We start from the raw sequence: 23,496 nt of genomic DNA on the forward strand, positions 1-23,496 counted from the left end.
TCTTCAGTTTTTACATATAACATTTTAATATAAAATATAGATTCAAATTAATGTTTTTAAGAGTATTTAAAAATATATTCTTATTTTTAGTAAGTATATTATTCGTCTGTCCTATACTATCGTTAATATCAATCTTATTTACAGATTCAGCGAATTCCGAATGGGTAATCAGTACACTTTTTCCTGAATATATACTGAGTACGTTAATTTTGATGGTAGGAGTAGGGGGAATATCTTTCATATTTGGAGTAATTCCAGCTTGGCTCACCACATTTTTTTCATTTCCTGGAAGTAAAATTTTTGAGATTGCTTTATTCTTTCCAATATCGATTCCTGGATATATAGTAGCGTTCGTCTATGTAAATACACTAGAGTTTTCAGGTCCGGTGCAGAGCTCATTAAGAGACATTTTAGAGTGGAGCAAAGGTGACTATTGGTTTCCTGAAATAAAATCCCTAGGTGGTGGAATATTAGTAATGGGATTCAGCCTATATCCATACGTTTATATGTTAGTCCGCTCAAGTCTAAAGAATGTTAGTAACTCAGTCACTATTGCGTCAACACTTGGGTTCTCCTCATTGAAGAGCCTGTTTTCTGTCATCATACCCTCCATACGCCCATCAATTATAGCTGGGTTGTCTTTGGTACTAATGGAAGTAATTACAGATTTCGGCACACCACAGTTTCTTGCTATCGATACTTTCACAACAGGAATATATCGCACCTGGTTTTTACTGCATGACAAATATTCAACTACTGTTTTAGCAGTTGCAGAGTTGATTTTCGTTGCAACACTAATAGCTATCGAAAAAAAACTACAAAAAAAAGGAATATCCTACTCTTCAATCAATACCAATTCAGATTATCACAACAAACGGAGTATAAGTGGCACTATACCATTGATCTTTGCTTATCTTATGTGTGTATTGCCGATATTAATAGGTTTTATTTTGCCAATGATTCCGCTCATATATTGGAGCATAGAGAAGGGGTTTTTCATATATGAAGCAAGATTCTATAACATAATAGCAAATAGCGTTAGTTTATCATTCATCACTGCACTAATCTCAATTAGCATTGCAATAATTATTGGATATACGGCGCGTAAAAATAAGGTAATCAATAATGTAGCACGTCTCATTTCTTTAGGCTACGCAATTCCAAATGCAATTATCGCAATTAGCATAATAATATTTTTAAGCAGAATATCCTCTTTCATTACTCAATATATTGTGGAAATTAGCTTGGTAGGAACTATTGGCGCATTAGTTTACTCATATTTATTTCGTTTTTTTGCTATATCTTTCAAGGCGGTAGAGTTAGGGCTCAAAAAAACACCAAATGAAATTGAGTGGACTGCATATACTATGGGTCATGGACCTATTTCCACATGTTTGAATGTTCATATCCCTCTCATCAAGAAGAGTATATTATCGGGATTTTTGCTCGTATTTATGGATACTATCAAAGAGCTCACAGCAACACTTATTATAAGACCATTTAATTTTGAAACTATATCAACTAGAATATATGAACTTGTAAGCGATGAGCGCTATAGAGAATCTGCCCCATTTTCGTTAATAATAGTTATAATAGGCTTAATCTCTACAATAACCTTATTTACACTTGATGATAAGGATAAAAAATAAACGTAACCGTTCACAGATTTCCACTTAATTCTTCAATCTCACTAATAGAAAGGCCAGTAAACTTGACAATAGTGTTGACATCAACATTATTAGCCAGCATTGCTTTTGCGACTTCAATTTTCCCTTCAATTTTCCCTTCCTCTTTACCAATTTTTTTGCCTTTTTCAGTAGCAAGATCAAGTCTGTATTCAAGAATGGCTTCTTCTTTGCGTAGATCCATTATCCTTTCTTCATAGGCTACTAAATCTTTTTCGTTCCAACGAAACTTGTCTAACTCATCATACGCCAGCTTTATTATTGGTGCTTTTTCTGCTATCTCTTTTAAGTCCTCTTCTGTTGTTTCTTCTGCATATTTAAAAAAGAAACACCACCTTTCTATTGTACTTTCTAGCTGCTCTGCTTTACTTTTTGAAAATTTGGGCAATTCTATAAAGATAAATTGAAAATCTTTTAAGTAATGGCCGTTAGTTTTTATATCACGTATATTGTGAGTAGAAATATAATCAACTTCTTCAGGAAGTAAGTTACAATTTGATATAGCAATAAAGAAGACTTTCTTTAAATCAATGTAGTTGCCAGATTTATCTAATTGTCTTGAGTAGGCTTTAGCAGCATATAATTGAGCGCGTTTTTCGAAGCCCTTGTCTCTAGCGAGCTGCATTTCTGCTATATATCTATTTCCGTGAGAATCCTTGCAGAGAACATCAACAATACTTTGTTTATCAGAGGCAACTTCGGGATCCATAATAGTGCTAAGAAACTCAACTTCTTGTATTGCATTTATCTCAGTAAACCCTAAAATATCGTTCAAAAAGTGGATCAGGATATTCTTATTTTTTTCCGTTCCAAAGATTTTTTTGAAACACAAATCATTGCGAGGATCGAGAAATTTTGAAAGAGCCATGGCAAAAATGCTTGAAAATATTAATAATTATACACTATTATTAACAATTATTCAACCATATTTTTGAAGATAGCTAGTTTCTGTATTTATTTTAAATTGAAGAAAGCTCAAATGAAAGATCGTGCTTTGCTAAAAATCACAGAATGCAGTCTGGTTACAAATAAACTATTTTGACAGTTAATGGGGTCTAGTTTTGATGTATGGACTATCCAAAGAAAAGGGTGGCATCATAACTTCAAAAACTTTTATGCTTTCTTCATTCAGAAATTCATACTTACCCTGCATTATTCCTGACGGTACATTTAAGTATGTTCCACTTGTGTATTTAAATACCTCTCCAGATTTTATCACAGGTTGTTCTCCGATAACACCAACTCCGGCAATTTCATTTACTTTTCCCTTATAATCTATTATTTGCCAATGACGACTTAACAATTGAATAGTTGATTGGCTTTTGTTTTTTATCTTAACGTTATACATCCATACATAGCAATTTTCATAAGGAATGGATTGCTCTTCAATATAAATTGGTAAAACTGTAACTTCAACAAAGTTGGTAGTTAGTGTGTATTCTATCATTATAAAATATTCATGATAAGAAAATAGTATTTTAATTATATACTTTTTTCATAGATTTTTCAAGTATACTTTAATTAGGAAATATCAATTTATAGTATGAATGAACCAGATGCGCTGAGCAAAAAAGTAATAGGAATAATAGGTGGTGGACAATTAGGTAAAATGACTGCTATCGCTGCAACAAAACTTGGACAAAAAATACATGTTTTTGCCAGTGCTAAAGACGATCCAGCTTGTTCTATTGCTGATGATTTCACAATAGCAGATTTCTCTGATAAGAAAGCGCTTGAATCTTTTGCACAGAGTGTGGATTTGGTCACTATTGAGTCTGAAAATATTCCATGTAGTGCAATTGATATCGATGTAAATTTTTATCCGGGTAAAAAAGCGTTACACATTGCGCAAAATAGGCTTAGAGAGAAAGATTTCATTAGAAGCTTGAGTATAAAAACTGCTGAATACAAAAGTATACAAAATTATAATGAGCTACTGAAAAGCAGTAGAGCTTTTGGCTATCCAACAAGGCTGAAAACAACAGAAATGGGTTATGATGGAAAAGGGCAATATGTGCTTGAGAATGATTCTGAAGTGAAGCAATTTGCTTCCTTTGATTGGAATACAGAGTACATTCTTGAAGCAAGTGTTGATTTACTGAAAGAGGTTTCAATAGTCGTTGCAAGAGATAAAAACGGTAAAGTAGCTTTTTTTCCTATAGCAGAAAATTACCACGTTGATGGAATACTTGATACTTCAACAGTGCCAGCTAAAATAGATAGTAAATTAACTCAAGAGGTACAACGAGCTGCAAAGAAAATAGCAAATGCGCTTGATGTAATAGGAATTCTGGCTATTGAATTTTTTGTTACTAAGGATAACGAATTGTTAGTTAATGAACTAGCTCCCAGACCTCACAATTCTTGCCACTGGAGCTTGGATGCATGTAACGTTAGTCAATTTGAACAGCTAGTTAGGATAATATGCGGGCTACCTATGCAGGAAGTAGTATTACGCTTTCCTTGTATGACGAAAAATATAATAGGTAATGATATATATGATTCTCATAAGTATTTGAGCAACGAAAAAGCTAGTTTAACCATATATGGGAAAAAAGAGGTTAGGGATAAGCGTAAAATGGGACATGTCAATATAGATTTAAGTTAACAGTTTTTCTACGTCATACCGCCACAACTGTACGAACATTGTGATATGATGAGATGTTACATAGTAAACGGTGTCATTCTAGCACCTCTTTTCCCGTCATCCCGCTGCTTGTTAGCGGGATCTCATTTCACTTTGTGAAGGTGTCATCCCAGCACCTCTTTTCCCGTCATTCCGCTGCTTGTTAGCGGGATCTCATTTTACTTTATGAGGGTGTCATCCGAGTAGCCCCTTTCTCGTCATCCCGCTGCTTGTTAGCGGGATCTCATTTCACTTTATGAAGGTGTCATTCGAGTAGCCTGACTACTTGGATCCAGGAATTTTATTAAGTTGGTAAGCATAAAAGTGGCTGATCTTATGTTAAAACACAACGTTCTTGATGAGATTACAGCAAGGCTGGGTTCCAGCGTCAGCTACTTGAATGACAGCAGTCCTACGTCATGCCGCCGCGGTATCTCTAGATCCCGCTAACAAGTAGCGGGATGACGATTGTCGTTTAGCCATAAATATTAAGAAATTTACCAAATAAAAAAAAAGGCAAAAGAAGCCCCGTGGTTGGCTAATTACTTACATTATACTTTCAAGTATGGCGTTTTTTTATTCTAAACGCTTAATAACCGCGATTTAGTTGCTTTTAAGCCGCAACTAATCTAAATTATAAACATTAAGAAATTTACTAAACAGAAAAAAAGGCAAAAGAAACCCTAGGGTAGCTAGTTATTCACTATCCATTTTTTAAATCGGCGTTTTTTGATGTTTTAAATGCTTTATAAGCGCATTTCAGCTTATATTAGGTAAAAACCTAGAAATTTTATAAAGACATAAGGTGCACATAGTGCAAAAAATTAAACATGGGACGCCAGATACGTGAGTTTTTTTGTCATTTAATCTGTACAGAGAAGATAAATAAATAGCTTCAGTTTCATGATAAGGGGGCTGGCGAAGGGTGTCAAGTAAGTTTTTTCGTTTCTATTCCCAATAAAAGTTTGTATGCAATAACACAGAAGCATGCACTGCTATTCCTTCATTTCTTCCAATATAACCTAATTTCTCTGCAGTGGTTGCTTTGATATTTACAAATTCATCATCAATTTCTAATGCTTTTGATATGAATTTCTTCATTTCTACTTTGTAAGGCGATATTTTAGGCTCTTCACAAACTATAGTAATATCTAAATTAGACACGCTGTACCCTTTTTCCTTTGCTTTTTTAGCAGCAAAGTCAAGAAAGTGAGATGAATTGCAATCTTTCCATTCAGAGGAACTAGGAGGAAAGTGCTCTCCTATGTCGCCACATCCCAGTGCTCCGAGTATTGCATCAACGATTGCATGTATTGCAACATCACCATCAGAGTGCGCTTCTATTGCCATGTTGTGTTCAATTTTCACACCGCAAATTTTTATAAAGCTTTCAGCACCATTTTGAACTTTAATGAACTTATGTATATCATAACCGGCTCCGACACGAAATTTTGGCTCTTCAAAAAGAAGCTTTGCCATATTGATATCCTCTTTTGTGGTTAACTTAAAATTGCTTTTCTCACCTTTAATAATCGCAACATGTTTTTTGTGCTCTACCATTAGTGATGAATCGTCAGTAAATTCTTTGACTGATTGATGGCATGATAATAATTCTTTGAAATTAAAAATTTGAGGGGTTTGTATGGCTCTGAGCTTTCCTCTTGAAATCGTAGATTCAATAAAACTATTACTCACCAATGACATAGTGTCTTCAACTTCTATTGCTGGAACTACTCCTGTATATTGATCATTAATCATAGATTCAACCAAGTTATCTATCAGAACATCTGACACAAAAGGCCTACAAGCATCGTGTATAACTACAAAATCTGGGTTAATTTTTTGTAAGCTTTCAAGCCCTAGTTTAACTGAACTTTGCCTGTTTTCTCCTCCGTATACAGGGCTTAGTAATTTAGTGTCTGTAATTAGTGATATAGCTTTCTCATAGAAACTTTCATGGTCTCTATTAATTGCTATTCTTATGTAATCTATATATTGGTTAGCCAGAAATCTTTTAATTGTATGAAATAAAACAGATTTACCTGCCAGTTTTATATATTGCTTAGGAATCGTAGAATTGCATCTACTGCCTACTCCCGCTGCAACTATTAATGCTGCTATTTTGTATTTCTTAGCGCACATATTTCTTTTTGTAGAAGCTTTCCTCTCTATCCAAGATTCTTTCCGAAAAATAAAATTTCTGACATCATATAAAAGTTACTTCCCCTATTAACTAGCATAATTATAATAGCAAAAGAGATATTTAGAGAGCTCAAAATCTATCTTTGCCTGCGGATTAAACAACTAAATTTTAGTAAAAAATGATAGTATTACAAATCGTAAAATACTTTCAACATAGGAAAAATAAATTGCATATTTTTCAGTAAATTAGCTATGCTAAACACATGCAAAAACGTCATATAACTATTTGTTTCATACTGCTTTTTATAATAGGGATGTTATTCCTGATGCGTCCTATGATTTTTCCATGTTTAATATCTATTATTATTGCATATTTGTTTAATCCGCTAGTAGTCAAGTTTGAAAAGTATAGAATACCACGTTCATGTTCTGTAATTTTTATAATACTTATTTTATTAATAGCTTTTATACTAGTCATAACATTTGTTTTACCTATTATATATGTTCAAATTACTTCAATATTAAATTTCTTAGTGAGTAAAGTGCCTTCATTAAAGTTTAAAGTAATCCCCTCTGTATTAGAATTTCTTAATATGAAAATCGAGGATAGCTTATTTGATCATTTATCTAAAAATCTAGCAGAAAATTACAGCAACTATGTATCTTATTTCATGAATGCTCTTGATATTGCTAGTAACTTTATAATCCAAGTGTTAAGTTCAAGCTTTAACACGGTATCATTAATGGTGATTACTCCTGTAGTGTTTTTCTATATATTACGTGATTGGCCTTTAATTATAGAAAAAGCTAGTAAATTAATCCCTATTCCTTACAGAGGAAAAATTGCAGATTATTTTTCCAAAGTGGATTTCATTATATCTAATTATCTAAAGGGGCAGGTAAATGTATGTATTGTCATGATGGTCTTTTACTCTGTGAGTCTGAGCATAATTGGATTGGAACACTCTATTGTTATTGGAATTTTATCAGGAATGTTAACGTTCATACCTTACGTAGGGCCATTATTATATACCATTATTGGGTTTTTGAGCGCTATCACTCAATTTAGTGGATGGTTTGAAAGTGCTGCTGTTTTGCTATTATTTGGTGTTGGACAATTAATAGATTCAAACATATTAGTTCCTTTATTAATAGGAAAAAAAGTTCATATACATCCAACTGTAATTATTCTGGGAATTACTATATGCGCTTCATATTTTGGATTTACAGGTATATTACTTTTTATTCCAATAATAGCAATGTTCAATGTATCAGTAGAATATGCAATCAATAAATATTTTAAAAGTGAGCTTTATAAAAACGGCTAACAGACCTTTTGCATAATCAATTTATGGTAAGAGGAGAAATGAGCCCAGAATACCTGACACATTTGAGGAGCGTAAGTAAATTTCTGCGCAAAAATTACTACCAGAAAGAGGTTACGTAAGAGGTTCAACGTGCAATTAAATTTATTTAACAACAATCAAGCTGATTATAGCCGGCAAAATTACATCATCTTAGATGAAAATAAGCACGTATATAATTCGGTAGTTAATGATTTATCTTGGAAATGTCTGATTCTTTTTGGACCTAAAAGCTCCGGTAAAACTCATCTTGCTCATATTTGGCAATCAATAAACGATGCAATCTTTATCAATGTGAATAACTTCGTAAGCGAGATTAGGTATAGCGATGCTTTTATTTTAGAAGACGTACAAAACATTAAAGATGAAGCAATGTTATTACATTGTTACAATTACATGAAAGAAAACGACAAGAGGCTGCTAATCACTTCTTCAATTTCACCAAAAAAGCTTAACTTCAAACTAAGAGATTTAAGTTCTCGAATATTATCAACTATCAGCGTAAAAATTTTGCCTGCAAGCGAGGAATTATTAAGAATTATGCTAATAAAACGATTTTCAGATAAACAGTTAAAAATTGATTTAAAAGTGATTAATTATATTTTAGCAAGAATAGAACGTTCTTTCTATAGCATTGATAAAATTATAGAAAAGATAGATAATGAATCTATAGGGTCAAATGTGACCGTTCCTTTTATTAGCACTTTATTAAAAAAAGATGCCATTTGATTTCTTCTTTTGTAAAGGTGTATATTAAAAATTTATTAACACCCATAACACTAACGTAATTGGAATCTCTATCTGTCCATGTTAGAATTATAATCAATGTTATGTTATAATAAATATAGATAGATACAGCTAAGAAGTATTCTATATTTATAGTAGAGCTCACTTTATAAGGTGTTTTTTATAGATTTAACGTTATAATTTAACTATGATAAGAGTAAGATTAAATTTAAGAAAAAGGTTAAAGCAAAAGTTTGTGATGTTCACTCTATTGATAAATGCTTTATTTGTCTCATATTTTCTCATAAGAAACACAGGGAACACTTCTAATCAAATTATAGCCAAAGAAATAAATATAGGAACTGATAATGAAAAATAAACAGTCGCAAAATAAAAAAGAAAATCTTTACATAACATATTACATAGATGCTTTAGCTTCAGAGAGGTCCGCTGCACAAAATACTCTGGAAAGTTATCGTTCGGATTTACACCAGTTTGAAGAATTTTTATTGGAAAGCGGCACTACCTTGGTTGGTGTAAACAAAACCAATATTAAAGATTATGTGAAATCTTTATGTACACAAAAAAAATATAAAAGTAGCTCTATATCAAGAAAAATATCCGCTATGAAAAATTTTTACAAGTGTCTATTTAATGACGGAATAATAGATTTTAATCCAGCGCCGGCTAATGATGCTGAATTAAAGAATCCAAAAGTTTCTCGTCCTTTGCCTAAGTATTTAAGTGTCGAAGAAATATTTTTGCTAATGGACACAGTGAGAAAATCAGCAAGCGAATCGAATAAAGAGATAAGCAGTAAAAGGCTATGTGCGATTTTAGATATCCTTTACTCTTCTGGAATGCGTGTTTCTGAACTAATTAGTATGAAATTATGTGAAGTGTCACATTTAATAAACAGTAATAACAAAGAATGCTATATAATAATAAAAGGAAAAAGTGGTAGAGAGAGGCAAATTCTTTTTAATGAACAAGCATTGCAGAGCCTTAGAAATTATTTATCAGTTCGTGATAATCTGATCTCTAAAGAAAAGGAATCCGATTGGCTATTCCCAGGTGATAAACCTAATAAACCAATTACAAGGCAGAGGGTCGGTCAATTAATGAAGGAGTTGGCAAGAAAATGCAATATTGATGAAAATAAGATCTCTCCACACGTGATTAGGCATTCTTTTGCTACCCATCTACTAAATAGCGGAGCAAATATTGTGTTGATACAGAAAGTTCTTGGCCATACTAACCTTTCTACAACACAAATATATACTCATATTGCTAACGAAAAGTTAAAGGACAAATTAGCTGATTCGCATCCTATTACTCAGATGATCAATAATTAAATTTATTGTTTTTAATTTGTAATAAAGTTAAATTTAAATAAATTTATGTGAGTTTGTGATTTCAAGTTTATTGTTTAATTTCTTTCTTATATTATGGGAGGTATTCTATACTTTCATTACTCTCCCTGTAATTTTCTTTTCTGAGTGTGTAATAACCATTTTCCTCGTCTGTTCGGTGAGAGTTGTATTATTCATGCTGCGTTTATTATGTGGCATTAAATATGAAGTGAGGGGAATGGAAAACATCCCTAAGCAACCTTTTATCATTGCATCTAAACACCAATCTCCATTTGAAACATTTATTTTTATACTACTATTTAGAAAAGCGGTTTTTATTTTAAAACGTGAATTGAAATGGATTCCATTCATTGGTTTGCATCTTATAGCGCTGAAAATGATTTTTATTAACCGTTCAGATGGTATCAGTTCTATACGCCATATAATCAAACTAGCAAAAATGCGTATAAAAGAAAATAGAAGCATAATAATATTTCCTGAAGGTACAAGAACAACTATAAACCAAAATATAAAATATCAACCAGGTATTGCTGCTTTATATAGCGTATTATCTGTTCCTGTGTTACCGGTTGCTTTAAACACTGGTTTGTTTTGGCCAAAAAGCATACTTTCTCTGAGAAAGAATCCCGGAAAGGCAGTAATAGAAATATTGCCCCCAATATATCCTGGGTTAAACAAAAATGAATTCTTGCAAAGTTTAGAAAAAATTATTGAAGAGAGAAGCAGTAGATTAACCATAGGAAAAACTGATATTGCAAATTAACAAAAAAACTTTATAATTAAAAGAAAAGTACAGTATTTTAGGTATTAATATATGGCAAATCATAAGAGTGCTAAAAAAATGATAAAGGTAATAGCAAAGCGCACTTTAATAAATAAGATGCGGAAAAGTAAAACTCGCACCTCTATTAGAAAATTGGTTGATATAATCAAGTCTGGCGACAAAGAAAATGTTGTTCTGGCATTTCGGAATGCTGAATCTAATTTACACAAGTGTGTGAATAAAGGTGTTATTCATAGGAATACTGCTGCGCGTAAAATAAGTCGCTTAAATGCAAAAGTAAAAGCATTGATGACCGCTTAATACGGTTAATGTAAAGTTAACTGTATTAATATATACTCCTCAGTTTGTATATTCTGTATAAAATTTAAGTAGCTTAAGTGATGGATAAAAAAGTGCTATTAGAACTAAGTAATGGATTAAAAATCGAGCTACCTGTATTAAGCGGAACAACAGGTCCTGATGTGTTAAATATCAAGGATTTATATAAGATGACAGGATTATTCACTTACGATCCAGGGTTTGTTTCTACAGCTTCATGCTCTTCTACAATTACATTCATTGATGGAGATGAAGGAGTTCTTAAATATAGGGGACATAATATAGCTGATTTGGCAGAGAATAATAATTTTACTGCTGTGATTTATTTATTGCTCTATGGTGAATTACCCAGTTCAGAGCAACACAAAAAATTTCTTCTCAAAATACAAGAATCATCCAAAGTATCAGAGCAAGTTACAAATGTAATTAAAGCATTTCCAAAAACTGCTTACCCTATGTCAATCTTAGTTGCATGTTTTGCAAGTTTGTCAGCATCTTATCATGAAAAGCATGGCAACAATGTCAATGGTGAAGACCTAGATTTTGGAATTTCTGCAATAGCGCAAGTTTCCACAATTATTGCAATGATTTATAGGCATATCAACAATCAGGAATTCATAAATGCTAACAATGAATTAAGTTACAGTGAAAATTTCTTAAAGATGATATTTGGCGATGCTGTTGATAATGATAAAAGCGCCCTTTTTGCAAAAGCTCTGGATAAAATATTTACTCTCCATGCTGATCATGAACAGAATGCTTCTACGGCGGCTGTCAGATTGGTGGGATCGGCTGGTTCTAATCTGTTTGCAAGCCTCTCTGCAGGAGTTGCTACACTTTGGGGACCAGCACATGGTGGAGCTAATGAGGCAGTTATAAATATGCTAAAAGAGATAGAGCAAAGTGGAGATATAGATAAATTCATCGAAAAAGCTAAAGATGATAAAGATCCATTTAAATTGATGGGATTTGGACATCGTGTTTATAAAAATTATGATCCGCGCGCGCGTATATTGGAAGGCGCTTGCCATGAGGTTCTAAGTAAATTAGAACAAAATAATGAACTGCTTAAAATTGCAAAAAAACTTGAAGAAATAGCTTTAAAGGATGAATATTTTATCGTGCGTAAGTTATATCCAAATGTTGATTTTTACTCAGGTATAATAATGAATGCTATTGATATCCCCTCAAATATGTTCACGCCTATTTTTGCACTTGCAAGAACCACTGGTTGGGTTACTCAGTGGTATGAAATGATAAATGATAAAGAAACTAAGATCTGTAGACCAAGGCAACTCTATTTTGGTAAATAAATTTATTTTCACTTCATTAGACTTCTTGCATAACCCAAACTAAGTAGAAAAAAGGTGTCATCCGAGTAGCTGACACTGGTTCCTTTACGACGGAAGTGTCCAGAGGTGTCATTCCAGTCTGGAATCCAGAAAAAAGGATGGTGTCATTCCGTATCCGTTCAGCCAATGGCGTCAACTTAAGAACTTTCATTAGCAAACTCTCCTAAAGACATGATGGCGTTTAGGCTTATCTACTTTATTGCGGCTGTCCCGGTCGGATTTTAACTTTAGCGCGTATACTTAAAAAGGGCTTGAAAGTTTTTTGGCGCAATAAGTACCTGATAGAGTTTCTGCCTCATTACACCAAATAAAACTGAAAAATTTAAACGATACTCATACCAATTCTCATTATTAGTGAATCAAATAAGCGATATTGTAGAGTTATTTAATTGTGGAGTGAGAAAGAAAGGCAATAGTATGGCTTTTTTTCCATTGTTATCTATCCGTTTATTGTGCAGTGGGAATTGGTATCAGTAATTTGATCTGGGTTCCAAGGCCCTTGTGCATCACATATATGAAGCGATAATATATTGCACATGACCAAGTTTGCCCAAAATTCTTGTAATACAGCCTCTCCAGAAAAATTCTCTAACTCTGCTCCTACTTTGAGTCGTTTATAGCACTCCTCTATGTGCCACCTTAACACATAAGCTTTGCTCCAAAGTCTCGGTCAAAAACTCTGTTTCTCAGTTGGCTAATGTCAGCACTATAACTCTTACTTTCTGTCCTTTCATTTTATTTTTTAGCTTTTCATTTTCTAATATAAAATCAAAATCTAATTCGCCAGCGTTCCCATAGCTTACTATAATTTCTTTTTTGCAAGCGAAAAATAAAATCTACTTCCAAATTATAATGCTGCTGAATGAATTTTACTGAAGACGATCATAGATAAATAATAATTTCTCTTGATTTAATAAACGCATTTGAGTGATAACTTCGGGTAATTGCTCTGCCGCCAACGTTTGTTCACCTATATTCCAAGCTGCAAGACGAGCACTGCAAATCAATGAAGTACACAAATCAACAAACAAATTGCCAATGGTGCCTGTTGTTCCATTTGGTTCAAACTCGGATACAATTTCCCCAGAGCTGGGTAATCTCATACCAGAACCATCTGCTGCAATAAGTCTATAGCCTCTCCAACTCAGGTTCATCCTGATAGGCTGTTTGGATGCTTAAATTCTTGAAAGCCTGTATGGCAAATCTTATATCTTGCTTTAGAAAAAGCTTGCTTTGAGGGTACATGTCAATGGCTCCATAAGTTCACATTCTATTCCCAAACTTTTTTTAACTAACTTTAAAATCATAGAAAATACTGTCGAAAAAGGAAGTTTTCTTGTTCGTGTAAAACTCAACACAATGGATTTTCTGAAAAGTTTTCGAGTATATTGCATTTTTAATTTGTAAGATAAGATCTTTTCCTTTTTGCATGCCTCACCTAAAAAAGACACATTTTAAACTTTTTTGTTGCAATAAAATAGAAACAAAAGTGCTGTCCCTTGCACTCTTTGGATAATTTAATGATAAAAAATTTAGAGAGAAATTTTATACACTATCGCTGATATTTTTCCTTAAGTTGACGCCATTGCCTGAACACTTACCTAATGATGAAGCTATCGAAAACATAGCAAAGAGACTTCAAAAATCTATAGACGATGCAAAAAAGCACAAGGTCATGTTTAGTGTTGATGTATTCCAAGGAGAAAAAAGTCATCAATAATAGATTATTCGATACTGATCTTATACCACCTCATGGAGCAAGATAAAAATGTTACTGAGACTGGAAAAGAAAAACTACGGCCTCTTATGTTAGAAATGTTTAATCTAGTTTCAACAGGCACTGATGTGAGCCAAGAAGTTCGGAGATTATTGCCAGAAGATATACTGAAAGAACGCGGCGAATATTTGTCACGTCTAAAACAAATTGTAAGTGATAGTATTGAAAATGACAAAAAAAAAGGAATTGTAGTAGAAAGAGATAATAAATTTTATTATGTACAGTGTCCAGAAAAAAGTGTGATCACTCCTGCAAAATTTATGAACTCCCCGGAATTTAAGGACTTAGAATATGGTGCATTGCGAATAGGAGAAGGAGATAATCTAATCTGAATAAAAAGCTGGCAATATCATGATATGCAAGGCAAAGTAAAAATGACCTTTAGGGTAGGCGATGAAAAGATCGAAATGATTTTATCTTCTGAAAAAGCTGAAAGTTTTGGTAAAATAATGGTACATATGGATGACAAAAGTTGTGAAATCTTCTCAAAGTACCTAAAAGAGCTAGAAAAAGAACCTCGTATAAGCAAGGTTGTTGAAGCTGCTAAAAGTTTTGCACAAACGAAAAGCAGTGCAGTTAGTCCACCTCTTTCTAATATGAAAAGTGTTGACACATCGCAACATTTTCAAAGTAGTGACCATGAATCACCAGAGCATTAACAATTATCATACATACATTGTTGCATATAGCAATAGTGTATGTGTATAGTTAGTAGGGTTTGTAAACTTAATAAAGTCTACAACTAATTTGAAAACTACTTTATTGTATGCAAGACTTTAAAATACTAGAAAATCTAAAAACCAAAGCACTAGAAGCTGAAAAAGGAGGCGGTTCTGACAGGATTACCAAACAACATGAAAAAGGGAAATTAACTGCTAGAGAAAGGCTCAGTATATTGCTCGATGAAAGTTCTTTTGCAGAATACGATAAATTCGTAAAACATCATGCAAATGATTTTGGCATGCAAAATGCTAATTTTTTAGGTGATGGGGTAGTGATTGGTCATGGTACTATTTATGGCAGAAAAGTTTTTGTTTATTCTCAGGATTTTACTGTCTTTGGTGGTTCACTTGGTGCGTCACATGCAAAAAAAATATGCAAAATTATGGATATGGCAATTAATGCCAGAGTTCCAATTATCGGACTAAATGATTCTGGTGGAGCCAGAATTCAGGAAGGAGTAAATTCTCTTGCTGGTTATGGAGAAATTTTTCAAAGAAACGTAAATGCATCGGGTGTTATACCACAAATTTCTTTAATTATGGGCCCATGTGCAGGAGGTGCAGTTTATTCCCCAGCATTAACTGACTTTACTTTCATGGTGAAAAACAGTTCATATATGTTTATAACCGGACCAGATGTAGTAAAAAAGGTTACCTACGAAGATGTAAGTTTCGAAGACCTTGGTGGAGCAAAAATTCATACAAGCAAAACAGGAGTAGCGGATTTTGCATTCAATAATGATGTTGAAATGCTGCTAAAAATGCGTGAATTCTTTACTTTCTTACCAGCAAATAATCAAGAATCACCAAAATCTGCACCAATCTGTAATGATGTTAATGAGATTGATGAATCTTTAAATACTCTGATTCCTAGCAATCCTAATACTCCTTATGATATGTATGAACTCATTGAAAAAGTTTGTGATGAAAGGAATTTCTTTGAACTGAAACCTGATTTTGCTCGTAATATCATAACTGGTTTTGGTAGAATTGGAGGAAATACTGTCGGTATTGTTGCAAATCAACCTATGCACCTTGCAGGATGTTTGGATATTGATTCTTCAAGAAAAGCTGCGAGGTTTGTAAGGTTTTGTGACGCATTTAACATTCCGATCATCACACTTATTGATGTTCCAGGATTTTTGCCGGGTACAAATCAAGAATACAATAATATAATACAACACGGAGCGAAACTGCTTTACGCTTACGCTGAAGCGACCGTGCCGAAAATTAGCCTTATCACTAGAAAAGCGTATGGTGGTGCATACATTGTTATGAATTCGAAACATCTAAAAGGTGATATAAATTATGCCTGGCCAACTGCTGAAATAGCTGTGATGGGCCCTGAAAGTGCAGTTGAGATTATATTTCGACACGAAAAAGATCAGCAAACGTTAATTAAAGAATATAAAGAAAAATTTGCTAATCCATTTTTTGCTGCATCACATGGATACATTGATGACATTATAGTGCCAAGTAAAACAAGGCATCACTTTCACAAAGCATTAGAGCTACTCAAAAACAAGAAAGTAGAAAGGATATGGAAAAAGCATGATAACCTGCCTCTGTAACTTTCTTTTAAGCCTTGCTTGCAAGTTATGCAATATTGTAAGAGTGTGCCGTTACCAAGATTCGAACTTGGGACCTCGTCATTACCAATGACGTACTCTACCACCTGAGCTACAACGGCAGTCTTATATATTATGATAATGAATAACACAAAAAGGAATAAGGAAAAAGAAGAAGAGAGAAAAAGATTGGCAAAAGCTTTAAAGCAAAATATTGTAAAAAGAAAAAAACAGCAACAGAGTAGACAAGATGCCAGAACTACCGGAAGTGGAAGTAATCTCTAATTTTTTGCTTGATAAAATTAAAAACAAGCAAATAAGCAGTGTTACAGTAAATAATTGGAATTTGCGTGTACCAGTAACAAAAAATATTGATGATTTGCTAAAGGGCAAAGTTATAAACGATATCAAGCGTAGAGGTAAGTATATAATCTGGAATACAGATAGTATGGCTGTAATCATACATCTTGGCATGAGCGGAAAGCTTATATATGCTCAAGTGCGGAATAAGCACGATCACGTGGTATTTTTATTTTCCGATAATACTTCAATAATCTTTAATGACCCAAGAAGATTTGGACTAGTTATTATTTTAAGCAAAGAACAAGAAATAAATTTTTTTGACGGTTTCGGAATAGAGCCCCTCACGGATGAATTCAGTGGAGACTATTTACAGGAGTTGCTGAAAAACAAAAAAGTGAATATCAAATCAGCGTTAATGGACAATAAATCAATAGTTGGCGTAGGCAACATATATGCTTCTGAGAGCTTGTTTAGAGCCCGTATATCACCACTCAGGTCAGCAAAAAACTTGACCTATAGAGAGTGCGAAAAACTTGCTGCTGAAATAAAAAATACTCTGAGTGATGCAATTGCTGCAGGCGGTTCAACACTGAAAGATTATGCACAGCCATCTGGATCTGCTGGATACTTTCAAAATAACTTTTACGTATATGGTAAAGTTCAAAAACCTTGCAAGATTTGCAATAATATCATAACACTTATACGACAAAATGGCCGTAGCACTTATTTTTGCAACGCGTGCCAGAATTAAGATTTTATTTTTAGATATGACATTCTCACCTGAAAAAGATCCGTTTGATTTGTTTTCAAAGTGGTACAAAGCAGTACTTAATTCTCCGTGTGAACAACCAACTGCAATGACGCTAGCAACTTGTAGCAAAGACTACATTCCATCTGCAAGAGTAGTATTACTAAAGGAATATAGCAAAGAAGGTTTTGTGTTTTTCACTAACGTAAACAGTAAAAAAGGGAAAGAATTGACTGAGAACCCCAAAGCTGCGTTAGTGTTTCATTGGATAGAATTTGCTAGGCAAGTGCGAATTGAAGGAGAGGTTAAACTTCTAAACGATGAAAGAACTGACAAATACTTCTCTTCTCGAGCGCTGGGTAGTCAAATTAGCGCATGGTGCTCAAAACAATCGAGCATTCTGAAAGATTGGCAAGATTTTGAGCAAGCTATAAAATTGAAGGAAAAAGAATTTCACAATACACAAGTTTCTCGTCCTGATTTTTGGGTGGGATTTTGCGTAATCCCAAAAGTAATTGAATTTTGGCAAGAAGGTGAATATAGGAAGCATATTAGATTTAGATACACTCTTGTTGAGGGAAGCGATTGGAAAGTGGAACAACTATATCCTTAAAAATGGTTGCGGGAGTAGGATTTGAACCTACGACCTTCAGGTTATGAGCCTGACGAGCTACCGAGCTGCTCCATCCCGCGTCGTTGCTTATTTAGTTATTATATATACAAATAATGAAAAAAGAAAAATAAAATTTCACCACATGCAAATATCGACACACTTATTAACTTTTCTTGACATAATAGTTAGTTATATACGTAACAATCTGCGCAATGAACAATATAACTTGATACTGTGGTTTCCTGTTCTTCAGTGTGCAGGAATTTTAACATATTTTTCCCTAAGTTTTGAACCAAGCTGCATATCTATTTTTCTTTTGCTTTTACCCACACTAATTTTGATTGCAATATTATACAGAAAGTACGCAATATTATGCATTGCTTTAATTGCAGTGCTCATAGGATTTACAGCCAGTAAATTAAGAACAGCTTTAGTTGATACTCAAATTCTTGATAAAGAGAGGTATGTAAAAAATATCGTTGCCACAGTGAAGGATATTAATGACAGGGGCTCATACAAACAATTTCTGCTTTCTATTACAAAGCCTTCCACCATTCCAGAATCCTCCTCTGTCATCCCAGTGCTCCCTTCTGTCATCCCAGCGCCCTCTTCTGTCATCCCAGTACTTGATACTGGGATCCAGAAAAAAAAGATATGGATTCCAGCGTCACGCGCTGGAATGACACCGGATAGAGCTCTAGATAACATCAGAATATCAGTTAGAACCAAAGTGGAAAAAGGCATTAAAATAGGCGATCAAGTAAAATTATCAGCAAAACTCTTCCCTCCAAAAATTGCGCCTTCGGAGTATGCATACGATTTTGCAAGAATAGCATATTACCAGAAAATAAGTGCAACAGGTTTTGCAACAAGCAAAATAGCCCTACACAAAAAGGCTGAAGCAAGGCAATTTCTAGAGTATATGGAATCTTTCCGTCAATACATTTATGAAAACCTGCAGCAAAATATTAAAAAACCACATGCAGACATAATTTCTGCATTACTGATCGGTAAAAAGGACGGAATAGACCAAAAAACTATGGATGCGATACGAGATTCAGGTATAGCACATTTGTTTGCCATATCTGGTTTGCATTTATCATTTGTTGCTGGCCTGTTTTTTATAGTGTTTCGTAATTTATTTGCAACATCTGAAACTTTAACTCTTAAGTATAACACCAAGAAAATATCTGCATTCCTTACTATTTTGCCAACCACGTTTTATTTGTTGATTACCGGCATGCAAATTTCTGCTCAGCGTGCCTACATCATGGTGATTTTAGTACTCGTTGCAATAATGATAGAGAGAAAATATCGAGGGTTAATAGCAATTGCGTTTGCTGCTTCAGTGATACTCTCAGTAGAACCAGAAGCAATTTTAAAGCCAGGCTTTCAGATGTCATTTTCTACTGTTTTGGCACTGGTTGCCAGTTATCAAATTAATGCTAATAAATTATTCAAAATAAAAATAATGAAATATTTTGTGTCGATAATGATCAGCTCAGTAATAGCAAGTTTAGCAACTGTTCCGTATACGATATATAATTTTAATTATTTTTCAATTAGTGGCATTATCACAAATTTAGTTGCTATACCAATAGTTACATTAATTATTATTCCACTTGGAATAATTTATGTCTTATTGATTCCTTTAGGTATTGAATGGATTATAGCGCCATTTATAGAGCGCCCAATTGACAGCATTTTGTATATAACAAACGCTATCGCTAGTCTTCAGTATTTGGTTATTCCCATTCGTACTTTTCCTGCCTCATCAATTATTATAATAACATTTGGGTTATTGTGGCTGTGCTTGTGGGAAAGAAATTGGCGTTTTTTGGGATTTTTTTTTATTGTACTAGGTATTTGCTTTAGCGCTGCATATAAAACCCCCGACATCCTAATAAATGCTGATAATGTTGCTGCAAAGGAGAGTGATAACTTACTATATTCTCTCACTAGAAAAAGCAGAAATTTTGTTATCAAAACGTGGGCAAAGCAAAACGGACAGAACCAAATTTTGAATCATACAAAATATAGCAATCCAGATAAAAGACTAAAGTATGGCTGTATATATAATAAAGGAAATAATAAATCAGTACTGCTTGCTTATAAAAAAGAAGATATCTTGAGAAACTGTAATAGTGTTGATCTGATAATTCAATTAAGTGAATTCGACTATTCAGCTTGCAACGCTAAAATTATTAAACATGCTGATCTAGAAACGTATGGCACACATTCTGTTTGGTTAACAAATCGTTACGTAAAGATTAATACAGTGCGCTCCAATAGGCCTTGGCACATGTTGAAAAATTAAGAAACTTGATTTTAAGGTTTGGTTAACGTATACCTAAATAAGTTTAAACTAGAAAAATGTTATGGTTACAGACACTCAAGATCCTTTCAAAGACTATTTTGATTTTTTAGGATTTAGAAAACTTTCTGACCAGCCCAGTAGAATTTTGAGCTCTATAAGAAAGTATTCTGGTACTATATCGATAGCAAGTACCATTGCTACTCTTATAGCATTTACTGCCTTTTCTATTCAGCCTGTTACAGTAAGTATTGCTGGGTTTGCGTTCACGCCAGCACCTCTTGCCTTTATTCCTCTTATAGTTCTCTTATTTACTGCTGTTATAAACTTTATAAATACACAAAAAATAAAAGAGAATGAAATAGATAAAAAAATAGGAAACTATCAAGTTGATGAACAGTACAGCCAGATTGCTCAATAAGCTAAAAAAATTGAAATTGTAACAAATTTAGATAAAAAGGGGGAAAAGCTTTCAATAGTTTTACCAATTTCTAAGACGCAGAGAGAAATACTAGAAGATATAGAAGCAGAAAATAGAAATAGGATTCTCTTGTTTACTGGATCATATGTATTTGGTACTATTATAGTAGTTTCAGCAATATCACAATCCATTAATGCTCCAATAATATTAATAGCTTTATTAGTCGCTATTCTTTTATGCATCATATCAACACTTAGCAATCTAATAAGTAATAGCGTGGATCATGAAAATCATACTATTAGAAAACACAGTTCTTTAGGTCTTCTATTTCCATACTGGTCTGGAAAGGGCATGGTTGTATCAGTAGTAGAAAATAAGCTTGGTAAAAGGGAAAATGAACTAATATCTCTAATGAAAAAACTACTTAGTCCGCTTTGCAACTCATTTGACAGTAACCTTAAAAAAGCTTGCGATTTACTTGATAATAGTCTTTTAAAGCCTGCAAATATTAACATTAAAGAAACGCTTGATCACCTAAAAAAAATCAGAGAAGACATCAAAAAAGATTTAGATTGGCTACATGCAGAAATTTCAGAAGTTTTAAACAACACTAAAGAATTGACAAAAAAAGCACATTCACTAGATATTGAAGGTACTTTTTCTAGGTTAGAGAATGCTATTAAAATTGCTGAAGATAAAATTGAACGATTTGAACCAAGCCGCTTTGTAGGCTGGCTTCAATCAACTACGCAGTCTAATAATAACGAGTTCCTTAGCATGCTAAAAAAGTTAAAAGAGGATACAGAAGAGGAAAAAACGGAATTGAAGGAGCAATTAAACGTAGTAAGGAATGAATTAGAAGAAATAAAAAAGAAGCAAGCTCAACCAAGTACGCCTGATTTAGAAGCTAACAATGGAAATAATACTAATAAATTATTAGTATTAGAAAATAAAGTCAAAGAACTACGTGACACAGTTAGAAAGTTAGAGCTGGAAGCAGAACAAAATAAGCTGCAGCAAAAGAAGGAAAAGTTAGAGCAAAAAAAATCTGAACAAGAAAAAACAGATGAATGGAAAGAAAAAATCAACGGCAAACCAAGTGAATTCTTATATTATTTATTAGAATCTATTAAGCTGGAAGAAAAAGATAATAAAGAAAAAAAGGTTGAGGCAACATTACGAGATTTTGATAATAAAGTTACAATCTACTGGAAAGATGGCTCTCAAACAATTTGCCATATTAAAAAACAAGGTGATCTGCAAATTGAGTCTAGTGCAACAATGTTTACAGACCCAAATGTTCAAGCAGCATGGGAAATGGCGCGGGGTAAATCACTATAGATTACTCAATAATAACCTTAAGTGTTAATAATGATAAAGAGAAATTAAGGTTAGACACCTATATAGCTGAAAAATGCAACATATCACGCAGCAAAGCGCAAAGATTGATACAAAATGAGCAGGTGAAATTACTTGGCACACCGATAATTAATAATGACTACATAGTAAAACCAGATGAAGAGTATGTGGTGCATCTCGTTCAACCTGACATATCCACATCAATTGAGCCTAATTATGACATAAAACTTAATATCGTCTATGAAGATGAGGACATTATAGTTCTGAGTAAACAAAGTGGATTAACAGTGCACCCAGGTGCTGGGACAAACAATGATACGCTTTTGAACGCAGTTATCGCTCACCTTAATGTAAGACCAGGAATTGTTCATAGACTCGATAAAGATACTAGTGGGCTAATGGTAATTGCAAAAAATGAAGCAGCCCATAGTTTTTTGTCTGAATTGTTATCGAATCGCAAAATAAAGCGGGAATACTTAGCAGTAGTTTGGGGAACATTATCTTCTCAGCAAGGCACGATAAAAACTAACATTGCTCCCAAACGCGGTAATAAAGAAATGATGTGTGTAACAAAAATCACAGGCAAATTAGCAATCACTCACTATTTAGTGCAAAAAGTTATAGGACAAGTAAGCCTCGTTAAATGCACTTTAGAGACAGGCAGAACACACCAAATTCGAGTCCAAATGAGCCACATAGGACATTCCATAGTTGGTGATCAAGTTTATGGAAAAAATAGTAGTAAAAGCACAAAATATGCTAAAAACTCTAGTTTCATTCGTAATTTCAATAGACAAGCACTACATGCTTATACACTGGGCTTATACCACCCAAAAAGTAAGGAATACATGGAATTTGTCTCTGATTTACCGCAAGATATAAAAACTTTAATTGGTGAGTTTGACAACATATCTTAATAACATTCGTATTAACCTATCAATATTATCATCCATGTTATCAGGAAGTTAATTAATGAAAGAAAAACTGCTGCACTACCTAGATCTTTCACCTTTTTTGAAAGTATGTGTTGTTCACTGGAAATACGCTCAATTGTCGTTTCAAAAGCAGTGTTAACAATTTCCACAATTAACACCAGGAATAGGCTGCTTATCATTACTGCACGTTCTAGATTACTTACATCCAAAACAAACAAAATTGAGACACATACTATAAAAAGCAGTAACTCCTGTCTGAACGCAATTTCTGATATAAAAGCTGATTTTATTCCTTCACAAGAGTATTGAATTGCTTTTATTAGACGAATAATGCCCTTCTTCATTATTATTCACAAAACCCTTTAA

General features: G+C 33.5%; 23 protein-coding genes, 2 tRNA genes and 2 pseudogenes. 18 read left to right on the plus strand and 9 right to left on the minus strand.

What is annotated here, in order from left to right; translation table 11 throughout:
• Nucleotides 1–50 precede the first annotated feature (50 nt).
• Entirely contained in the window at nucleotides 51–1,649 is a 1,599-nt protein-coding gene (locus tag OOK90_RS05775) for an ABC transporter permease (protein ID WP_264705862.1), read from the plus strand.
• A 10-nt stretch (nucleotides 1,650–1,659) separates the two neighbouring features.
• On the opposite strand, the gene OOK90_RS05780 is transcribed toward OOK90_RS05775, so the two are convergent.
• Both OOK90_RS05780 and apaG read right to left on the minus strand, forming a co-directional pair.
• Nucleotides 1,660–2,553: an Rpn family recombination-promoting nuclease/putative transposase gene (locus OOK90_RS05780; protein ID WP_264705863.1), complete on the minus strand. Its 894-nt coding sequence runs from the start codon at nucleotides 2,551–2,553 to the stop codon at nucleotides 1,660–1,662.
• A 177-nt stretch (nucleotides 2,554–2,730) separates the two neighbouring features.
• Complete coding sequence (apaG, locus tag OOK90_RS05785) at nucleotides 2,731–3,132, minus strand: Co2+/Mg2+ efflux protein ApaG (RefSeq protein WP_264705864.1); 402 nt, start codon at nucleotides 3,130–3,132, stop codon at nucleotides 2,731–2,733.
• Between the two features lie 96 nt (nucleotides 3,133–3,228).
• Between apaG and OOK90_RS05790 the strand changes: the two genes are divergently transcribed.
• Entirely contained in the window at nucleotides 3,229–4,293 is a 1,065-nt protein-coding gene (locus OOK90_RS05790; RefSeq protein ID WP_010082017.1) for a 5-(carboxyamino)imidazole ribonucleotide synthase, read from the plus strand.
• Nucleotides 4,294–5,259: 966 nt separating this feature from the next.
• On the opposite strand, the gene OOK90_RS05795 is transcribed toward OOK90_RS05790, so the two are convergent.
• Nucleotides 5,260–6,453: a bifunctional 2-C-methyl-D-erythritol 4-phosphate cytidylyltransferase/2-C-methyl-D-erythritol 2,4-cyclodiphosphate synthase gene (locus OOK90_RS05795; protein WP_209472538.1), complete on the minus strand. Its 1,194-nt coding sequence runs from the start codon at nucleotides 6,451–6,453 to the stop codon at nucleotides 5,260–5,262.
• 263 nt (nucleotides 6,454–6,716) lie between these two features.
• On the opposite strand from OOK90_RS05795, the gene OOK90_RS05800 reads away from it, so the two are divergent.
• The 6 genes from OOK90_RS05800 (at nucleotide 6,717) to OOK90_RS05825 (ending at nucleotide 12,331) form a co-directional block, all read left to right on the plus strand.
• Nucleotides 6,717–7,781, plus strand: coding sequence for an AI-2E family transporter (locus OOK90_RS05800; protein WP_010963061.1), 1,065 nt, complete (start codon nucleotides 6,717–6,719; stop codon nucleotides 7,779–7,781).
• Nucleotides 7,782–7,910: 129 nt separating this feature from the next.
• Nucleotides 7,911–8,546 carry a DnaA ATPase domain-containing protein gene (locus OOK90_RS05805; protein WP_006280257.1) on the plus strand — a complete coding sequence of 212 codons (636 nt, stop codon included), beginning with the start codon at nucleotides 7,911–7,913 and terminating at the stop codon, nucleotides 8,544–8,546.
• A 365-nt stretch (nucleotides 8,547–8,911) separates the two neighbouring features.
• Nucleotides 8,912–9,898, plus strand: coding sequence for a tyrosine recombinase (locus OOK90_RS05810; RefSeq protein WP_151808093.1), 987 nt, complete (start codon nucleotides 8,912–8,914; stop codon nucleotides 9,896–9,898).
• 193 nt (nucleotides 9,899–10,091) lie between these two features.
• Nucleotides 10,092–10,679, plus strand: a complete 588-nt coding sequence (locus OOK90_RS05815) for a lysophospholipid acyltransferase family protein (RefSeq protein ID WP_010081980.1) — start codon at nucleotides 10,092–10,094, stop codon at nucleotides 10,677–10,679.
• 51 nt (nucleotides 10,680–10,730) lie between these two features.
• Nucleotides 10,731–11,000, plus strand: a complete 270-nt coding sequence (gene rpsT / locus OOK90_RS05820; RefSeq protein ID WP_012673338.1) for a 30S ribosomal protein S20 — start codon at nucleotides 10,731–10,733, stop codon at nucleotides 10,998–11,000.
• 80 nt (nucleotides 11,001–11,080) lie between these two features.
• Complete coding sequence (locus tag OOK90_RS05825) at nucleotides 11,081–12,331, plus strand: citrate synthase (RefSeq protein ID WP_264706185.1); 1,251 nt, start codon at nucleotides 11,081–11,083, stop codon at nucleotides 12,329–12,331.
• 189 nt (nucleotides 12,332–12,520) lie between these two features.
• Here OOK90_RS05825 and OOK90_RS05830 read toward each other — a convergent pair.
• A pseudogene (locus OOK90_RS05830) lies at nucleotides 12,521–12,705 on the minus strand (IS4-like element ISWosp8 family transposase); the annotation flags it as partial.
• 137 nt (nucleotides 12,706–12,842) lie between these two features.
• A pseudogene (locus tag OOK90_RS05835) lies at nucleotides 12,843–13,801 on the minus strand (transposase); the annotation flags it as partial.
• A gap of 321 nt (nucleotides 13,802–14,122) precedes the next feature.
• On the opposite strand from OOK90_RS05835, the gene OOK90_RS05840 reads away from it, so the two are divergent.
• The 3 genes from OOK90_RS05840 (at nucleotide 14,123) to OOK90_RS05850 (ending at nucleotide 16,440) form a co-directional block, all read left to right on the plus strand.
• Complete coding sequence (locus tag OOK90_RS05840) at nucleotides 14,123–14,479, plus strand: hypothetical protein (protein WP_223823154.1); 357 nt, start codon at nucleotides 14,123–14,125, stop codon at nucleotides 14,477–14,479.
• 42 nt (nucleotides 14,480–14,521) lie between these two features.
• Nucleotides 14,522–14,806, plus strand: coding sequence for a hypothetical protein (locus tag OOK90_RS05845; protein ID WP_264705865.1), 285 nt, complete (start codon nucleotides 14,522–14,524; stop codon nucleotides 14,804–14,806).
• Between the two features lie 107 nt (nucleotides 14,807–14,913).
• Nucleotides 14,914–16,440: an acyl-CoA carboxylase subunit beta gene (locus OOK90_RS05850; RefSeq protein ID WP_209472540.1), complete on the plus strand. Its 1,527-nt coding sequence runs from the start codon at nucleotides 14,914–14,916 to the stop codon at nucleotides 16,438–16,440.
• A gap of 46 nt (nucleotides 16,441–16,486) precedes the next feature.
• Here the strand turns inward: OOK90_RS05850 and OOK90_RS05855 are convergent.
• Nucleotides 16,487–16,559 (minus strand) — tRNA-Thr (locus tag OOK90_RS05855).
• Nucleotides 16,560–16,578: 19 nt separating this feature from the next.
• On the opposite strand from OOK90_RS05855, the gene OOK90_RS05860 reads away from it, so the two are divergent.
• From OOK90_RS05860 to pdxH, 3 genes are read left to right on the plus strand one after another with little or no spacing between them, the layout of a single operon-like run.
• Nucleotides 16,579–16,722: a hypothetical protein gene (locus tag OOK90_RS05860; protein ID WP_187296969.1), complete on the plus strand. Its 144-nt coding sequence runs from the start codon at nucleotides 16,579–16,581 to the stop codon at nucleotides 16,720–16,722.
• Nucleotides 16,688–17,491, plus strand: coding sequence for a bifunctional DNA-formamidopyrimidine glycosylase/DNA-(apurinic or apyrimidinic site) lyase (mutM, locus tag OOK90_RS05865; protein ID WP_264705866.1), 804 nt, complete (start codon nucleotides 16,688–16,690; stop codon nucleotides 17,489–17,491). The genes OOK90_RS05860 and mutM overlap by 35 nt, the downstream gene beginning before the upstream one ends.
• A gap of 16 nt (nucleotides 17,492–17,507) precedes the next feature.
• A complete protein-coding gene (pdxH, locus tag OOK90_RS05870) occupies nucleotides 17,508–18,101 on the plus strand; it encodes a pyridoxamine 5'-phosphate oxidase (protein WP_209472544.1) in 594 nt (197 codons plus the stop codon).
• A gap of 3 nt (nucleotides 18,102–18,104) precedes the next feature.
• Here pdxH and OOK90_RS05875 read toward each other — a convergent pair.
• Nucleotides 18,105–18,181 (minus strand) — tRNA-Met (locus OOK90_RS05875).
• 62 nt (nucleotides 18,182–18,243) lie between these two features.
• Between OOK90_RS05875 and OOK90_RS05880 the strand changes: the two genes are divergently transcribed.
• Together OOK90_RS05880 and OOK90_RS05885 are read left to right on the plus strand one after the other, a co-directional pair.
• On the plus strand, nucleotides 18,244–20,418 hold the full coding sequence (locus OOK90_RS05880) for a ComEC/Rec2 family competence protein (RefSeq protein WP_264705867.1): 2,175 nt from the start codon (nucleotides 18,244–18,246) through the stop codon (nucleotides 20,416–20,418).
• A gap of 61 nt (nucleotides 20,419–20,479) precedes the next feature.
• Entirely contained in the window at nucleotides 20,480–20,836 is a 357-nt protein-coding gene (locus OOK90_RS05885) for a hypothetical protein (protein ID WP_264705868.1), read from the plus strand.
• Here OOK90_RS05885 and OOK90_RS05890 read toward each other — a convergent pair.
• Complete coding sequence (locus tag OOK90_RS05890; protein WP_264705869.1) at nucleotides 20,830–21,081, minus strand: hypothetical protein; 252 nt, start codon at nucleotides 21,079–21,081, stop codon at nucleotides 20,830–20,832. The two genes, OOK90_RS05885 and OOK90_RS05890, sit on opposite strands and share 7 nt — an antisense overlap.
• 31 nt (nucleotides 21,082–21,112) lie before the next feature.
• Between OOK90_RS05890 and OOK90_RS05895 the strand changes: the two genes are divergently transcribed.
• Together OOK90_RS05895 and OOK90_RS05900 are read left to right on the plus strand one after the other, a co-directional pair.
• Nucleotides 21,113–22,177: a hypothetical protein gene (locus OOK90_RS05895; protein WP_264705870.1), complete on the plus strand. Its 1,065-nt coding sequence runs from the start codon at nucleotides 21,113–21,115 to the stop codon at nucleotides 22,175–22,177.
• Nucleotides 22,168–23,112 carry an RluA family pseudouridine synthase gene (locus tag OOK90_RS05900; RefSeq protein ID WP_264706186.1) on the plus strand — a complete coding sequence of 315 codons (945 nt, stop codon included), beginning with the start codon at nucleotides 22,168–22,170 and terminating at the stop codon, nucleotides 23,110–23,112. The genes OOK90_RS05895 and OOK90_RS05900 overlap by 10 nt, the downstream gene beginning before the upstream one ends.
• Before the next feature lie 11 nt (nucleotides 23,113–23,123).
• On the opposite strand, the gene OOK90_RS05905 is transcribed toward OOK90_RS05900, so the two are convergent.
• Nucleotides 23,124–23,474: a diacylglycerol kinase gene (locus OOK90_RS05905; protein ID WP_007549043.1), complete on the minus strand. Its 351-nt coding sequence runs from the start codon at nucleotides 23,472–23,474 to the stop codon at nucleotides 23,124–23,126.
• Nucleotides 23,475–23,496 lie beyond the last annotated feature (22 nt).

It is taken from the genome of Wolbachia endosymbiont (group A) of Ancistrocerus nigricornis, assembly GCF_947250785.1.
Taxonomy (GTDB): Bacteria; Pseudomonadota; Alphaproteobacteria; order Rickettsiales; family Anaplasmataceae; genus Wolbachia; species Wolbachia pipientis.

Coding starts and splice junctions, on each gene's coding strand:
- OOK90_RS05775 (WP_264705862.1), top strand. CDS start 51: ATGTTTTTAAGAGTATTTAAAAATATATTCTTATTTTTAGTAAGTATA.
- OOK90_RS05780 (WP_264705863.1), bottom strand. CDS start 2,553: ATGGCTCTTTCAAAATTTCTCGATCCTCGCAATGATTTGTGTTTCAAA.
- apaG (WP_264705864.1), bottom strand. CDS start 3,132: ATGATAGAATACACACTAACTACCAACTTTGTTGAAGTTACAGTTTTA.
- OOK90_RS05790 (WP_010082017.1), top strand. CDS start 3,229: ATGAATGAACCAGATGCGCTGAGCAAAAAAGTAATAGGAATAATAGGT.
- OOK90_RS05795 (WP_209472538.1), bottom strand. CDS start 6,453: ATGTGCGCTAAGAAATACAAAATAGCAGCATTAATAGTTGCAGCGGGA.
- OOK90_RS05800 (WP_010963061.1), top strand. CDS start 6,717: ATGCAAAAACGTCATATAACTATTTGTTTCATACTGCTTTTTATAATA.
- OOK90_RS05810 (WP_151808093.1), top strand. CDS start 8,912: ATGAAAAATAAACAGTCGCAAAATAAAAAAGAAAATCTTTACATAACA.
- OOK90_RS05815 (WP_010081980.1), top strand. CDS start 10,092: ATGCTGCGTTTATTATGTGGCATTAAATATGAAGTGAGGGGAATGGAA.
- rpsT (WP_012673338.1), top strand. CDS start 10,731: ATGGCAAATCATAAGAGTGCTAAAAAAATGATAAAGGTAATAGCAAAG.
- OOK90_RS05825 (WP_264706185.1), top strand. CDS start 11,081: ATGGATAAAAAAGTGCTATTAGAACTAAGTAATGGATTAAAAATCGAG.
- OOK90_RS05840 (WP_223823154.1), top strand. CDS start 14,123: ATGGAGCAAGATAAAAATGTTACTGAGACTGGAAAAGAAAAACTACGG.
- OOK90_RS05845 (WP_264705865.1), top strand. CDS start 14,522: ATGACCTTTAGGGTAGGCGATGAAAAGATCGAAATGATTTTATCTTCT.
- OOK90_RS05850 (WP_209472540.1), top strand. CDS start 14,914: ATGCAAGACTTTAAAATACTAGAAAATCTAAAAACCAAAGCACTAGAA.
- OOK90_RS05860 (WP_187296969.1), top strand. CDS start 16,579: ATGAATAACACAAAAAGGAATAAGGAAAAAGAAGAAGAGAGAAAAAGA.
- mutM (WP_264705866.1), top strand. CDS start 16,688: ATGCCAGAACTACCGGAAGTGGAAGTAATCTCTAATTTTTTGCTTGAT.
- pdxH (WP_209472544.1), top strand. CDS start 17,508: ATGACATTCTCACCTGAAAAAGATCCGTTTGATTTGTTTTCAAAGTGG.
- OOK90_RS05880 (WP_264705867.1), top strand. CDS start 18,244: ATGCAAATATCGACACACTTATTAACTTTTCTTGACATAATAGTTAGT.
- OOK90_RS05885 (WP_264705868.1), top strand. CDS start 20,480: ATGGTTACAGACACTCAAGATCCTTTCAAAGACTATTTTGATTTTTTA.
- OOK90_RS05890 (WP_264705869.1), bottom strand. CDS start 21,081: ATGATGCATAAAAGAATAGCGACTAATAAAGCTATTAATATTATTGGA.
- OOK90_RS05905 (WP_007549043.1), bottom strand. CDS start 23,474: ATGAAGAAGGGCATTATTCGTCTAATAAAAGCAATTCAATACTCTTGT.